The 14,517-nt window shown below is 59.3% G+C and carries 15 protein-coding genes; 10 read left to right on the forward strand and 5 right to left on the reverse strand.

Annotated features, from left to right (window positions below; all coding sequences use genetic code 11):
• Positions 1 to 1,165: 1,165 nt before the first annotated feature.
• A complete protein-coding gene (locus AAFG16_RS35755; RefSeq protein ID WP_342732885.1) occupies positions 1,166 to 1,486 on the forward strand; it encodes a site-specific integrase in 321 nt (106 codons plus the stop codon).
• Here AAFG16_RS35755 and AAFG16_RS35760 read toward each other — a convergent pair.
• Entirely contained in the window at positions 1,475 to 3,025 is a 1,551-nt protein-coding gene (locus AAFG16_RS35760) for an NF038122 family metalloprotease (RefSeq protein ID WP_342732887.1), read from the reverse strand. The two genes, AAFG16_RS35755 and AAFG16_RS35760, sit on opposite strands and share 12 nt — an antisense overlap.
• Before the next feature lie 728 nt (positions 3,026 to 3,753).
• Between AAFG16_RS35760 and AAFG16_RS35765 the strand changes: the two genes are divergently transcribed.
• The 5 genes from AAFG16_RS35765 to AAFG16_RS35785 all read left to right on the forward strand — a co-directional run bounded on the left by AAFG16_RS35765 (position 3,754) and on the right by AAFG16_RS35785 (position 9,001).
• The gene (locus AAFG16_RS35765; protein ID WP_283081123.1) at positions 3,754 to 3,966 is read left to right on the forward strand and encodes a hypothetical protein; all 213 of its coding nucleotides are present in this window, start codon (positions 3,754 to 3,756) and stop codon (positions 3,964 to 3,966) included.
• 454 nt (positions 3,967 to 4,420) lie between these two features.
• Positions 4,421 to 4,927: a heme-binding protein gene (locus tag AAFG16_RS35770; protein ID WP_283081124.1), complete on the forward strand. Its 507-nt coding sequence runs from the start codon at positions 4,421 to 4,423 to the stop codon at positions 4,925 to 4,927.
• Positions 4,928 to 5,314: 387 nt separating this feature from the next.
• Positions 5,315 to 6,646, forward strand: a complete 1,332-nt coding sequence (locus tag AAFG16_RS35775; protein ID WP_342732892.1) for a serine hydrolase domain-containing protein — start codon at positions 5,315 to 5,317, stop codon at positions 6,644 to 6,646.
• A 545-nt stretch (positions 6,647 to 7,191) separates the two neighbouring features.
• Entirely contained in the window at positions 7,192 to 8,478 is a 1,287-nt protein-coding gene (gene soxC, locus AAFG16_RS35780; protein WP_342732894.1) for a sulfite dehydrogenase, read from the forward strand.
• Positions 8,465 to 9,001 (forward strand): cytochrome c, encoded by a 537-nt coding sequence (locus AAFG16_RS35785; protein ID WP_283081127.1) that lies wholly within the window; start codon positions 8,465 to 8,467, stop codon positions 8,999 to 9,001. Before soxC ends, AAFG16_RS35785 begins: the two co-directional genes overlap by 14 nt.
• Before the next feature lie 435 nt (positions 9,002 to 9,436).
• On the opposite strand, the gene AAFG16_RS35790 is transcribed toward AAFG16_RS35785, so the two are convergent.
• On the reverse strand, positions 9,437 to 10,024 hold the full coding sequence (locus AAFG16_RS35790; RefSeq protein ID WP_092214326.1) for a hypothetical protein: 588 nt from the start codon (positions 10,022 to 10,024) through the stop codon (positions 9,437 to 9,439).
• A 346-nt stretch (positions 10,025 to 10,370) separates the two neighbouring features.
• On the opposite strand from AAFG16_RS35790, the gene AAFG16_RS35795 reads away from it, so the two are divergent.
• The 4 genes from AAFG16_RS35795 to copD are packed head-to-tail and all read left to right on the forward strand — an operon-like array spanning position 10,371 to position 13,073.
• The gene (locus tag AAFG16_RS35795) at positions 10,371 to 10,685 is read left to right on the forward strand and encodes a DUF2946 domain-containing protein (RefSeq protein ID WP_283081128.1); all 315 of its coding nucleotides are present in this window, start codon (positions 10,371 to 10,373) and stop codon (positions 10,683 to 10,685) included.
• 53 nt (positions 10,686 to 10,738) lie between these two features.
• Entirely contained in the window at positions 10,739 to 11,737 is a 999-nt protein-coding gene (locus AAFG16_RS35800) for a hypothetical protein (RefSeq protein ID WP_283081129.1), read from the forward strand.
• Positions 11,738 to 11,743: 6 nt separating this feature from the next.
• Positions 11,744 to 12,100 carry a copper resistance CopC family protein gene (locus AAFG16_RS35805; RefSeq protein ID WP_283081130.1) on the forward strand — a complete coding sequence of 119 codons (357 nt, stop codon included), beginning with the start codon at positions 11,744 to 11,746 and terminating at the stop codon, positions 12,098 to 12,100.
• 16 nt (positions 12,101 to 12,116) lie between these two features.
• Positions 12,117 to 13,073, forward strand: coding sequence for a copper homeostasis membrane protein CopD (gene copD, locus AAFG16_RS35810; RefSeq protein ID WP_283081131.1), 957 nt, complete (start codon positions 12,117 to 12,119; stop codon positions 13,071 to 13,073).
• A 33-nt stretch (positions 13,074 to 13,106) separates the two neighbouring features.
• Here copD and AAFG16_RS35815 read toward each other — a convergent pair whose 3' ends face one another.
• From AAFG16_RS35815 to AAFG16_RS35825, 3 genes are all read right to left on the reverse strand, one after another.
• Entirely contained in the window at positions 13,107 to 13,340 is a 234-nt protein-coding gene (locus AAFG16_RS35815) for a hypothetical protein (RefSeq protein ID WP_342732901.1), read from the reverse strand.
• A gap of 350 nt (positions 13,341 to 13,690) precedes the next feature.
• Complete coding sequence (locus AAFG16_RS35820) at positions 13,691 to 13,816, reverse strand: hypothetical protein (protein WP_283081133.1); 126 nt, start codon at positions 13,814 to 13,816, stop codon at positions 13,691 to 13,693.
• A 260-nt stretch (positions 13,817 to 14,076) separates the two neighbouring features.
• Positions 14,077 to 14,481, reverse strand: coding sequence for a host attachment family protein (locus tag AAFG16_RS35825; protein WP_342732903.1), 405 nt, complete (start codon positions 14,479 to 14,481; stop codon positions 14,077 to 14,079).
• Between the last annotated feature and the right edge of the window lie 36 nt (positions 14,482 to 14,517).

The following is a 14,517-nucleotide window of genomic DNA, read 5'->3' on the forward strand; positions in this document are numbered from 1 at the left end:
TGTAGGGAGCACGCGGCGTATCAGGATGACGGCACCTGGACCTGCTTTGGAAACGATTGACCTACAAGACCAGCCTGGGCTCGTGAGTCTGCACGCTGTAGCCCGAAGGCGCGATTACGACCAGCGTATCGACCGTACCGTGCGGATCGGCGGAGCGCCCACGACCGCAGTCAGGCCGCTCAGATTGTAGCAAAGCACCTGCTTTCGGTGACCAAAACTCACAACTGCTAAGCCGACGAAGAAGTAGCGGCGTCAGTGGAAAGGTGAACGGCGTCGAACTGAAGTTAATGAAGGCGATGAAGCACCGCCGAAGGCCGCGGCACAGACGCCGGCGCCGACAACTCAGCCCGCCAAGCCACCGCAGGCCACCTCCGACGCGGTGTCCGGATCGAAGCGCGCCCGGGATGCCATTGCGGATGTTTCGCGGGACTTCAGATGGCCCTCGAGAACGCATCGCTACTTTAGTAAATGCGAAGATTAACCCTTCACGCCTGAGCCGGTTGTCGAAGAACCCGCGCGCGCCTAGGCAAAGTAGAAGCAAACAGAAACCCCAGTGGAGCGCGAATTCTGAACGATCCGGAATCCAAAAATTAGCGGAGCGTCTTTGCGGAATTGCGCGGTGGGTGCCGTCGGCGAAGCGGCGTTGCGTCCGTGAGGCGAAATGTAACTCAGACGCGGTTGTTGAGAAGTTTATGGGCTGTGGCGAAGCCCTCTGGCGCAAACTCGCTCCGCGTCCCTCCGGAATGAAGCGTTATCGTCGATTCAAAGCGGACATTGGAGACGCGGCATCATTTCCCAGCTTGCACACGAGCGTAAGGATGAGTGCTCCTAGCCGCATGGTCTTGTGCTAAATCAACCGAGTTTCGCGACGGTTTTGAGCAGCGATTACCGTCAACGCAAAGGGCAAGGGATGATGGGCAACCAAGGAGACTAGACCTTTCGCGGGCGAGGCATGGAGCGTGCCCGGGATCGCGAGATGCGCTCTCGCTCCGGTCATGCATCCGCTTTCGACGACAGACTTGGTCAGCTCCTCGATGAACAATGGCACGCCATCAGTGCGATCGATTTTTCTTCAATTAGCACTAGCTGCACGATAGCGGCTTTCTTAGCACATTCCCAAGGTCGCCTGGGGAAGTAGTTTCGTGCATGGATGGCTTGTGAAAGTATGATCTTGCAAGCCAAACCGTTGACAAAGCAACGGGCCGAAGATCCGGCAGGGCGTCTGTTCGCTAAGCAGGACGGGTCAAAGATCACTACGCTCATTGACCAGCTCAATGCTGCGTTCAGGGAAGCAGGTATCGAGCGGAGCACTGGCGAGAAGTACTCAGTGTATAGTTTGCGCCACTTCTATGCAGTGAATGCGCTGCGGAATGGCGTTGGTGTGTTTGAGGTGGCCCGCAATATGGGCACTTCAGTGCAGATGATTCAGGAGTACTACGGGAAGCAAGCTACGGCGGCCGTGTTTGCGACGACATTAGGCGACTAGATGGAAGTCATCGTGATGTAATTGTGCCGACGTGACACCAAAGAGCGTGACACTGTCGCCATGCCCATCCGTTATAACAGCTCCACTAGGGCTGTCAGCAGTGTGAGCCAGAATGTCCCGCAGCCCGTGGAATATGCCGTCATCGAACTGCAACGTGTCCTGATGGGTATTGAAATTCTTGATCGTGTCGGTCCCGAAATCCGGGCGAAACAAGAAGGTGTCTTCCCCCTTTCCCGCAATGAGCGTATCGTCAGGGCCGCCAATTAGAACGCTGCCGCTCTTCCCTGCGATGAGCGTGTCACCACCGGCTGAACCATCTAGAACGTAATGGCCTTTCCCTGCTGTCAGCGTCGTGTTGGTGCCGGAGAGGTACGTCGTGCCTCGATCAAAGACCACGATGGTAAGCGTAGCACTTGACGTACCACCTTGCCCATCTGAGACCGTATAAGTGAACACATCTTGCGCTATGCCCTGCTGTTGCTCAAAGCCGTGATAATGATCGTCCTGGGAATGATGATCATGGGCATGATGGTCCGCTACATAGGTGTAACTACCGTCAATGTTGAGGGCAAGTGAGCCGTATTCGCCTTTGATCGCATGGCCCACGGCAGACGCCTTGCCGGAGACCGCTAACACGGCCAAGTGATCGTTTGAATCGGGGTCGGTATCGTTGGCCAGTACTCCCTTTGCCGCTGAGATAGAAATCGTTGCACCTTTGGCGACGCCATTTGTATCAGAATGTGCCACTGGTGGATTATTGAGTCCGAGACTGAGGGTGTAGCCCAAGACATCCAGTACCTTCAGATCAGTGTCGCTTATCGGCAATACTTCGCCCGAATAACCGTATCCAAAGGAATCCGGAATGCCGTCATCCGACCAGTCAGCCGAATCTTGCGCAGTATCGAAGTTCTTCAGATCGGTAAGGCCGCCATCGATCGAAAAGTATGCCGGTTGATGGTCGACGAGTTGGAGTTGGCCCGCAGCTTGGTACCGAAAAAGATCCAACGACTCGTACCAACCTGGAGCATATTGAAGCCCGGCGATACGACCAAGCGCATGCGTAAGTTCGTGAAGCGCTACCCCATTGAAATCAATCTGGCCTGAACCGATGCCATTGGTTGGATCAAAATCCCAGTTCTGCGTGGCACCAAAACCTATTGTTCCGTCTATTTCGGTGCTGTTTGCCGCTAATAATCCGAGCGCCTTTTCCTGCGCTCCTCCAACATAAAATTGCCCGCCATTGGTCGGGTCGATAGTTGGAAGGTAGCTGTAGGCTAAATTGTCAACCGACGTTGTCGCGTGCGATCTCAGCGCATTCACAAGGTCATTATACGAATATCCCATCCCTCCGCGCGGAGCTCCGTTTGCAATGATGGAGCCAAGCGCCACTCCCTCATTTTCGCCCCAACCGATCTGAAATGTGACTGCGATCGAACTTGTGATGAGACTGTCGAGGTAACTTACAGCAGCATCCAGAGCGATTTTGAACTGCGCTGGTGCGGCGTTGACGCTACTGTCGTAATCAAGATTGATTATCATCGCACTCTACTCTTTGCTGTAATGTTGACACCTGCGAGCTGCGATCACCGCCCCATCGCTTAAGGGCAACTATGCAATTAGGTGGAAGCCCTGGTGATGCAGTTGAGCAGATGTGATGCCGAGAAGCGTAGCCATCGAGGCCCCCGTTCTCTAAGGGTCCTAACTAACTACGTCGTCTGAACGAAAGTGAATGTCCGTCGCAGCATGTAAAGTCGGCGACGTCTCCTTCTCGATTCACATGAACGATGCGAGATGCCACAACCGGAGCCCCGCTTTCCCAGTGCGCAGAAAGGAGCTTTCCGCCACCGGCGTCGATCGGCGCCCGCAACGCTTGTCGCATCGTGATGGATTGTCAATTGCGCAATCGGAGTAGTGCATCTGAATGATGCGCACGCTCGGAAGCAACCATTGCGCGATGGGCTGCCGATCAGGGTGTCATCGAAAACGACCTGGTAATATCGGCGGCGTTCAAAGAAGAGGTGGTACGAAGAGATGCAATCCCCCGGTCAGTCGCTGCTAACGATCCTGGCGGCAGCTTTTCGTTGTCCCGACGGATCTTACCGTCATCGATCAGCTAAATGCGGCGTTGCGGGAAGCAGCCCAAGACGATGCCCGATGATGCGTTTGGACTAGCTGCGGGGTCCGAGACTGGGTCGAACTCGAAATGCATCAGAGACTCTGGGAGAGCTAAGGCGCGACGTCAGCCCACGATGCACAGGAGAAGAGACATGGTTCTCGACAAAAGACCGACACCGCAAATTTCAGGGCTGCAAGCTGCTGAAACAATTCCGCAATTTGACTTCCACTACAAGTACAAGCACTGGCATCCCATCCTTCTTCAAGCAGAGGATTCAGCTATGCGCGACCTTCGCGATGCCAAGACTATGGCGCAAACACTACGCGCTTCTCTTACCGAAAAAGGTCTCAAGACCTCGATTTGACAGAGCCTCGAAATGGTCGCCGAGCTGTTTGGCGTGGCGGATTGGAACACGCGCGGCAATTCGACGTGAAGCCGCCCGTGCCGCATATCGGCAGCAGCTTGGCCAGTACCTTCATGCAACCGGCGCACGACGCCGCACCAACGGTGCATGAGTCCGGTTATGGGCCTTCGCTGCTTATTGCAGCGCCGCGTGATCTCGGTCGTGAACGGGGAATAGCGGAAGCCGACGAGCGGCCCTCTATCGCAGAGGGCAACGCTCCTGACGCATAGCGGTCCTTGACACGCAGCCGATCGAAGGTGGCCCGTCTGAAGAGGGGCCGCTCTGCCTTTTGCTCCGGCGCCACTATTCAGCCAATGGACTCTCGTACGGATTGGCGCAATCCTGCAATCGCAAGTGGTCCAAGCGCAGGGGGCTAACTATTTAGTCAACCACCAGATATCGGGAGGACAACAACATGAGGACGCAGGGCAAGACGCTAGTGGCCTCCATCCTGGCTGCCGTGATATTCACGGCAACAGCCAGCGCTCAACAGGCGCCATCCCCACCTCCGATAACGCCTTATGGAGCGCCACTTGGGCTTGAGGCGGCCAAGAAAGTGATGGCTGCCGCGGAAGCGGAGGCCGTAAAGAACAACTGGGCAATGGCCATCGTCGTCCTCGACAGCACGGGCCACATGGTGATGTTGCACAAGCTCGACAATACCCAATACGGCTCTCTCATGGCTGCCGAGGACAAGGCACAGAGCGCGATTAACTACAGGCGCCCCAGCAAGGTGTTCGAGGATCTCGTGGCTCAGGGCGGCATCGGTTTGCGTTCCTTGGCACTCCGTGGGGCATCCCCGCTAGAAGGCGGCATTCCCATTAATGTGGATGGCAAGATTGTCGGGGCGATCGGCGTCTCTGGCGGGACGTCAGTTCAGGATGGCCAAGTTGCAAAGGCGGGTGCCGACGCAGCGAAGTGAAACCCGCCGCTTGCTCGCAATCACCGAGGCCATCCCGTCGGGCGGCCTCAACGCGTGCTCTATGTCGCTTAGTCCTCACGCAATTGGCCCACGTCCGTTGTTGGCCCGAAGCCGCCCATCGCAGCAACTCCCGCTTGGCTGCTCTTCCGAGCAGAGCGGACGTACGACAGAACTGACCCCCACAGCCCGTTTTGACCCAGACCCGACATTGCCCCTACGGACATCATGATGGCGGCCGCGTGCGGTGGTCGTAGGAAAAAGCCAACGCTAGGCTGTTCCAGCCTGATCATTTTCATCCGGAAGCGCGTTCCAAGGGCGACGCCGTCGGATAAAATCATTGGGCCGGGCGAACCCGGCCCTCGCAAAAACGGTCCCAGGAGGAGCGTCATGTTTAGATGGAAAATACTGGCAACGACGGCGCTGGCCTCGATGCTGGTCACTGCAACAGCGGTACTGCCGGTCTCGGCGCGCGAGCTCCAGCCTCTCGCTACGGCAACGCCTGAACAGGTCGGCATGTCGGTGGAGCGCCTTGGGCGCATCACCACCATGCTCAAAAAGGAGATTGCCGACGGCAAGCTGCCGGGTGCGGTGGTCATGGTCGCCCGCAAGGGGAAGATCGTCTATTCGGACGCCATCGGCTTCCAAGACAAGGGTTCGGAAGCGCCGATGAAGCTCGATTCGATCTTCCGCATCTATTCAATGACCAAGCCGCTTGTCTCGGTAGCTGCTATGATGCTGGTCGAAGATGGCGCTATTCAGCTCACAGATCCCATCTCCAAATTCCTGCCGGCCTTCAAAGACATGCAAGTGAGCGTGGCGGGCACAGGCACCGACGGCAAGGCCACCTATACGAATGTTCCGGCGGCCAAGCCAATCACCGTGCAGGATCTTCTGCGGCATAGTGCAGGTATCGCCTATGCCGAGATCACCAAGAACGAACCGGTGAAGTCAGCCTACGTCGAGGCCAAGTTCTCCCAGCCGGGCGTGCATGAGTACGACTCTCGGGATATGACGCCGGCCGATCAAGTCGCGCGCATGGCAAAAATACCCCTCATTCAGCAGCCGGGCACGATGTGGGAGTACAGCATGGCCGTCGATATTCTCGGCCGCGTGATTGAGGCAGCGTCGGGTAAGCGGCTTGCCGTGTTCTTGGACGAACGACTGTTTACGCCGCTCAAAATGGTGGATTCGGGCTTCTGGGTGCCGTCGTCGAAGATCTCGCGCCTCGCGCAGCCGCTGCCGGTCGACATGGCGTCAGGCATGAAGACGAGCGTCCTCGATGTGTCGGCAGAACCGAAGAATGATTCCGGCGGCGCCGGCGCAGTTTCGACCGCCACGGACTATTTGCGATTCGGCCAGATGCTCCTGAATGGCGGCGAGCTGGACGGCGTACGCATCTTGAGCCGCTCGACCATAAAGCTGATGACGTCAGACCATCTCGGCACGCGCGTCGCGGCGCCGATCCAGCCGGGTGAGCTCCTGCTGGGAACTCCCGGTTATACGTTCGGCCTAGGCTTTGCAGTGCGTCAGGGCGACGGCGTAGCTGGTGTGCCCGGCTCGGCGGGCGAGTTCATGTGGGCAGGTTACGCCGGGACCTTTTTCTGGGTCGATCCCCAGGAAGAGATCGTCGGTGTCTACATGACACAGGCCCCGAGCCCAATACGCGCCTACTACCGCAAGATGTTCAAGGCGCTCGTCTATCAGGCGCTCGTGGACTGAAGCCGTCACGCTGCCCTCGATCGCATTCCGAATGCGAGGCAACGATCTCTCGCTGCCTCGCTGTTCGACTGCCCCTTTTCGCGGACAGAAAAACCTTATGCCCTAGCGAGATAAGGCAGGCAGTCAAGACAGTAACGGTACGCCGTCGAAGCCCGTGAACTAAGCCGTGCCCTGAGCCGACCTGCGGCACGCCGTTGGCGCCTAAACCGGCAACAACTGCGCTTATCGAGGTCGCTTCAATGGCCATCTCGTGTTTGATGCTGGCCCTCCATTTCAGAGCTCTGTCTGCTTGTGGCTCGTGGCTGACCTCAGCCCAGAGCGCGGCGATGTCGGCTTCCGAGAGATGACCCGACCAAGGGTAGGCTGGCTGCAGAGGGCAGCCTTTGACCCATTGCAGAAATGTCCTGTCTTGGCCATCGGCCGCTGCGGTGGATTTTTCCCCCTCCCTGACGGCTCGCCAATTTGATATAAAATACCGGCCCGCAGTGAGTGGATAACATCGCGCTTCGTCCGTGGAAGTTTGGCTCCACTGGGAGGAGAGCATCATGGGACATCGCAAATCCAAGGGCGTGACGATTGACGCCGACGTGGTCGCCGGAAACGGATTGCTTGATCGACGCGTTTTCCTGGGCGGCGCCGCCATGGCGGCAGCAACCGGAGGCATTACGTTCCCGGACACGGCAGCGGGCGGTCCGTTGCCGGTTGAATCTTGGATGAAGACGCCGGGCGCGCCATTCGTCCCCTATGGGCAACCGTCTGAATACGAAAATAAGGTCGTGCGAACCTTCACGACGGCCCCGGGCACCACCGGCACCGGCGCGTCGCGAACACCTCATCATCTGCTCGATGGGATGATCACGCCGAACGGCTTGCATTTCGAACGCCACCACAGCGGAATTCCCGACATCAACCCCGATGCCCACAGATTGGTCATCCACGGCCTGGTCAAGCGCTCACTCGTCTTCACGCTCGATGAGCTCACGCGTTATCCAATGGAGTCACGGATCGCCTTCATCGAATGCGGCGGCAACGGCCAACTGCTTTATCAGAAGGAGCCCGCGCAAGTCGGAGTCCAGCAGATGCAGGGTCAAGTCTCTTGCGCCGAGTGGACGGGTGTCAAGCTGGCGGCCCTGCTGCAGGAAGCTGGCGTAGACCCGAAAGCGAAGTGGATTCTGGCGGAAGGTGCCGATGCCGCCGGCATGAGCCGCAGCCTGCCGCTCGCAGAGATCATGCAGGATGCATTGATTGCGTTATACCAGAACGGCGAGCGCGTGCGGCCGGCGAATGGCTATCCCATCCGGCTGCTGCTCCCGGGATTCGAAGGCAACATGAACGTGAAATGGCTTCGACGCATCAAGCTGACCGAAGGCCCAACAATGACCAAGGACGAGACGTCGAAATACACGATCACGATGCCTGACGGCAAATCGCTCCAATTCGTTTTTCCGCAGGAAGGCAAGTCGGTGATCACGCGTCCGTCGCCGGGACTCACGATGAAGGAACCGGGCGTCTACGAGATTACAGGGCTCGCCTGGTCGGGCTACGGGAAGATCGCCAAGGTCGAAATTTCGGCCGATGGCGGCAAGAGTTGGGCTCCCGCAGCTCTGCAGGAGCCGGTGCTGTCGAAGGCGTTGACGCGTTTCCGCATGGCGTGGCGCTGGAGCGGCGGCCCCGCTGTCCTGCAAAGCCGCGCGACCGACGACATAGGCTACGTCCAGCCGACGCGCGAGAAAATGATCGCTGATCGTGGGAGCAGGACGATCTACCACTCCAATGCGGTCACGACGTGGGGCGTGTCCGAGAACGGAGAGGTGAAGCATGTCTACGCATAACTCTGCCCTGGCTGCCGCTTGCGCACTTGGCTTACTTTCATCTGCGGCGCTGGCCGACAGCCCGAACCTCGGCAAGGTCATAACTCCCGAGCAAGTCGCCCCGTGGGACATCAGCATAAGTCCTGACGGCGCCGGTCTGCCGCCCGGCAGCGGGACACCAAAGCAGGGTGAGGCCGTGTACGCGTCGAAATGCCTCGCCTGTCACGGCGATAAGGGAGCGGGCAAACCGAACGATGCACTGGTGGGAGGGATCGGGTCGCTTGTCGGAGACAAACCTGCCATAAAGACGGTCGGAAGCTTCTGGCCCTATGCCACAACAATTTTCGATTACGTTCGGCGAGCAATGCCCTACAACGAATCGAAAACGCTGACCAATGAGGAACTCTACGCAGTGGCCGCCTATATCCTGCAGCTCAACGGCATCATCGGAGAGAACGAGACGATGAATGCCCAGACGCTGCCGAGGGTACGTATGCCGAATCGGGATGGCTTTGTGACATTCGTCCCGGCAAAGCCGAAGTAGGTGATCGCAGTAGTTTCTTCAATGCACCTGCGGCGGTCCACCATGAGGACGTATGCCGCCTTTGATGTCGTGGGATTCTGCGCGCGGTTCTCGCTGCCGCAGCCGAGGTGATCGCGTGAGGCATTGCAGCCCGCGTGCTTCTTTTGCTGCGGCGCATGAGTCCGTTTGTGGCCCATCAGCGAAGTCGCGGCACAAGTCACTAGGGTCCGCTTTGTAGAGCGGAGCGGACTGGATTTGCCCACTCTGAGGTCTTCGCATTTTGCCCCAACTCCGACACGACGACCTGCGTCGTCGTGCAGCCGACTAACTCGACTTCGCCGAATGAAGCCTCCGAGCTGACGCTCCAGACAGCGATCACGCGGCAACCGCCAATCCTACCTGCTGAGCATACTTCCAGCGACCCGGCGCTATCAGCCACGGCGGAGTTCCCGCGCGTCACCGCGTGCTGCCCGTCGTAATCTCTTGCGAGTGCACCGGGATCATCAGGTGCTCGTTGGGTTTGCCGGGGTACATGACGAAAGGCTGCGTCGCGTCTTTGACATCCACATCGCGCGGATAGGGACTGAGCATCTCGTGTGCTGCGCCGCCGACGATCATCACATGTGGCCCGGTCTGGACCCAATGCTGGTGGGTGTGCCGTTCGGTGGAATCATGATTGCTCGTGCCAGTGTCCCCGGCCAGCATGAAGATGAAGCCAATCTTGTTCGGCGGGGCTTGATTGGCCTGCAGAGCTTTGCGCCATTCCATGGCGTTCTGGTCATCGCATTCGGGCGTTCCGTCCTTGCCGATAAAACACGTGAAACCGTTCGATCCGGCTTGGACGGTCTTAGAAGATCCATCCGGCTGCGGCATGGTGATCGTCGCGTTGTTCACGACCGACGCCGGGGCGGCGGTCTTCGCCTTGGCGATGTACTCTGGTTCGCTCTTCGGGACTTCCTCGCTTGGAAATGCCGATGCGGACGTGATGAGGGCTGCCGAAGCTACGCAGAACCCAGCCGAAGCGAGAGCGTAGAGCCTGTTCATGGCTTACCTCCTATAGTGGTCGACCAGCATGAAATTGTACCCCAGAAGCAAGTGGGTGCATCCTCCAAAAGGCATCTCAGGCGGACATCCTCGGCGAGGTGCCGCCGCCGCCAAGGCGGAAGGAACGGGCTACCGTTGGCCTAATGGAGAACCGCGGTGAGCGAGTGCGGGCGCCGTTGCCGGCGCACAACACGCGGTAACTAAATCGCTAAAGCCCTCGTCCCTGCGCCCCGGCATTGTCAGTTGCCTCGACCACGGCCCCACCTTGGGCTAGCCTGTGGCGCATGGTGGACCGATGCGTCGAGGACTAGAACGATTTCTTCCCATCGTCCTGCTCGCGCTGGTGATGCAGATCCTGGCGCCAATTGCGGCGTGCTGGGCTACCACCGTCGCGATAGTCGATCCGCTGCAAACGGCCAGCATTTGCCACGGCAGCGCCGGCAACCGTTCGGGCGACCAGGACCGCGGAAGTTTTGCGCACGATGGACTTTGCGCGGTGTGCGTGTCGCATGCAGGAGGAGCCGTCGATGCGCCAAGAGCGCACACCGTCGCGGCTCATCCAGAGCAGGTCCTGATTGTTCAATGGCCGGCACAGGCAGCGCCCGCATGGGCCCGGATCGCCTCGAACATTCAAGCGCGTGGGCCTCCGGCGTTGGCGTGAGCATGGCGGCCTGCGCTGCTGCATCTGCACGTCGACACTTGTGGAGACCTTTCATGTCCATCTTTCGTGCGCAAGCGGGCCTTTGGGGTGCCGCAATCGCGCTTGTTCCCCTTTCCGGAAGCCTGGCCCACGAGATTGTGGGCAACCGCTTCTTCCCGGCAACCCTCAGCATCGATGATCCCGGCGTGAACGATGAACTGTCGATTCCCACGGTCGATAGTTTCAAGACCGGCGACGTTCCGCCAGTTCGACAACGGGATGTGTCCGGCGAGTTTTCCAAACGGATCACCGAGGACTTCGCGATCGCGCTTGGCTCGACCTACACCTTTCTCAGTCCAACAGATCCGACCATTCCCGGCGCCAACGGATTTCAGAACCTGGAGACCACGTTCAAATACCGCGTGTTCAGGGACCCTGCGCATGAGTTCGTCATGTCGGTCGGCCTCAGTATCGAATGGGGCGGCACCGGCTCTCAGAACGTCGGGGCCGATCCGTTCAACACCTACACGCCGATGCTGTGGTTTGGCAAAGGCTTCGGCGACCTGCCGGACACGTTTTCATGGCTGCGCCCGGTGGCTGTCACCGGCCAGGTCGGCTACGCGATTCCGGCCAGGAACTTCACGACGACGTTTGGGATCGACCCCGATACCGGCGAGCTTACTGCCGATACCGAATTCCACCCGCGCGTGCTGAACTGGGGCGGAACGATCCAGTACAGCATGCCCTATCTCAAATCCTCGGTCGTGGATCTGGGCTTGTCCGAGTTCGTCAATCACCTGATCCCGCTGGTCGAAGTAAATTTGCAGACCCCGGTGGCGAACACGCTCACCTCGGGCACGACAACGACGGGTACAATCAACCCCGGCGTGCTCTGGGTCGGCAACAAGTTTCAGGTGGGCATCGAGGCGCTGATCCCGATCAACCGACAAAGCGGGACCAACGTCGGCGTGATTGCTCAATTGCACCTCTACCTCGACGACATCGATCCGCGCGGTATTGGCAAGCCGATCTTTGGCGGGCCGGTGCAGCCGGCGAGCCCCTTCGCAAGGTAACAATCCATGCAACCCTCACGTCTGATTCCCGTCGCCTCGCTGCTGCTCCTGGTCACGGCCGCTGAAGTCAGAGCACATGCGTTTCTCGACCACGCCGAGCCGCGCGTCGGCAACAAGGTCGCGACGCCGCCGCGTCAGGTGACGCTCTGGTTCACTCAAAAGCTGGAGCCCGCTTTCAGCAGCGTCACCGTCACCGGGCCGGGTGGCCAGCGGGTCGATACTGGCAAGGCTCGTGTCAGCGGCGAGCAGATGTCGGTCTCGTTGAAGCCGAGTGGCACCGGAACGTATCACGTGAACTGGCGCGTGCTGTCGGTTGACACACATACGACCGATGGCAGCTTTACCTTCCAGGTCGGCCAATAGGAGATCGGCGCTGCCGATGGACTGGTCCGCGACAGGCGTAGCAATGGTCGCGGCGCGTGCGATCCACTTCGCCGCGACTGCGGTGATAGTCGGAACCCTGGTCTTCCGGACCAACATCGCGAAGGCGGCATTGCGCTCGAAAGAAAACGTCGCAATTCCGTTCTGGACACAAACGCTGCACCTGCTGTGGGCTTGTCTTGCCGTCGGGGTGATCTCCGGGCTCGTCTGGCTATTGCTGCAAGCAGTCTCGATGAGCGGGCTGCCATTCGGCGAGGCGGTAAGCGCGGACGTCCTGTCGACGGTATTGAACGAAACCCAGTTCGGGCGACTCATGGAGGTCCGCGCTGGCCTGGCAGTCGCTCTGGCGGCCTGCCTCGCGTTTGATCGCGCGGCACTCGCGGAGTGGCTTGCGCTCGCGGCGGGGCTCGGCCTCGCCGCCAGCCTTGCCTGGACCGGCCATGCCGGCTCGACCCTTGGGGCAATGGGCGACGTGCATCTCGCTGCAGATGCACTGCATTTGATCGCCGCCGCGACCTGGATCGGTGGTCTCGTGTCGCTGGTTCTTTTCTTCGCTGCAGCCCGGAATCAGGCGACCGCCTGGGCACCGGTTGCGGGCGATGCGGCCGAACGCTTTTCGATCTTGGGCATGGTCAGCGTGGCCACGCTTTCCGTCACCGGCATTGTCAACGCCTGGATCCTGGTCGGCTCGTTTCGTGGGCTGTTTACAACCGAATATGGCCGGGTGTTGATGCTCAAGCTCGGCATATTCGCCGCCATGCTCGCAGTTGCCGCGATTAACCGATTCTACCTGATGCCGCGGCTCGCCCTGCCATCCGCCACCGGAGTGCAGTCGGACTCACTCCGGCAACTCACGCGCAACAGCGTTATCGAGATCGCGCTCGGACTGACGATCCTCGCCATTGTCGGAATGCTCGGCATGATGCATCCCGCCGTCCATCTGGTCTCGACCTAACCATTTCTATAGAACATGTCGGGTTTTGGCCCATCAGCGAAGTTGCGCCTCATCTGGCGGAGGCCCGCTGCTTGCGGCTAAACCAACCTTTACGGGATCAAAGTCGCCGCCGAGCCAGAATTTTTTTGTTCGTTCTGCAGCCGGCATCAGCATCTCGTACAGGTTGGGCACCGAGCCGTTGTGCATGAAGGGCGGCGTCGCCCACACGCCATCACGGGGCGCTTTGCTCTTGATCGGGTCGAATTGTTGGTCGCCCAGTTCGTTCAAGCCGAAGCACACTCCGCGCGAGCGATGTTGATCCGGGCGCGGGTCGCATCGATGGCGCGCCGCGGACATCCGTGCTGGCAGATCAGGTCACTGGCCTAGTTCGCTTGCCATATCGCCAGCGACCCGGCGCCAGATGCATGGTGAGCTTGGGCTGGCGGATCCTTCGGCCTCAACTCAGCCCGCCAGCGAGTTGGGGCCCCTTTTTGCGACGACGGTGCTTCGTTCATCGTGGTTCAACTCGCGAAGAAGCAAAGATCCATCGGGATTGGGGAACGGTGCAATGTGCGTTGTCATTTCAGGCGCCAACGATCTTTCTCTCTGGCACGTGCCGCAGGACCAAGTAGGGAGCTCTATGGCTCCACGCCGCGGCGCTTCAATTCAGTCTTTAACGCGTCAAAGAGGATCTCGGTTGGCACCATTGCAAGGCTCGTCCAGAAGATGATCGCGGCGCGTGAGGCGATTAGGTAATAGGTCATGCGGAGGCTCCTCCTAATGCGAGATGCGGGTTAGTCGAGAGATTGGAATGTGACACCGAGCAGTCAGCAGAACCTTGCTTCCTCTTGATGCTGCTTAGAATGCCAGAGGCAGCTTTGACTATCTTGTCCATTGCTGATCCATTTAGACGGTTGGGTTGGTTCAGATTGGTCGAGAGCAGTAGTCTTGGCCGGTAACTTTGAGTTATTCGCGCGGGTTGTGACTGGACTGACTTGCGCCAGCAGCCGCTTCCAGAGGCGCGTCAGGCGTCAGCGATCAATGAGGCGATGTCCTCGAGCGGCCGCCGGCTGAAGTCCTTCGCGAACTCGCCCATGATCTTGCCTCTCAGGTCGCGGTGGAAGTGCTTGCGCATCTCCCCCAGGGTCCTGGGGTCGGAGATGACGACTAGGTGTTTTATGGTCCCGTCCAGGCTGCGCTTGTTAAGGTACGCGGCCGTAGCTGCCGCGAAGTCGTCCTCGTCAAGCCGCCTGCCATCGGGGTTGGCGGAGCCGGCGTGATGGCGCGCACCCGAGCCTGAGCGGGCGGGTGCAGGCGGAGCCGCCGTGATCTCGACCAGATGCACCCCAGGTTTCACACCCGTATTGCGGAACAGGCGGACCGTCTCGCCGTCAGCGACTGCTACTGTCGTACCGGTAGGTAGAATCATCGAAAAACCTCCTGTTCACGATCCTGCGTAAACGCC

Origin of the sequence: Bradyrhizobium sp. B117 (genome assembly GCF_038969555.1) — a bacterium.
Taxonomy (GTDB): domain Bacteria; phylum Pseudomonadota; class Alphaproteobacteria; order Rhizobiales; family Xanthobacteraceae; genus Bradyrhizobium.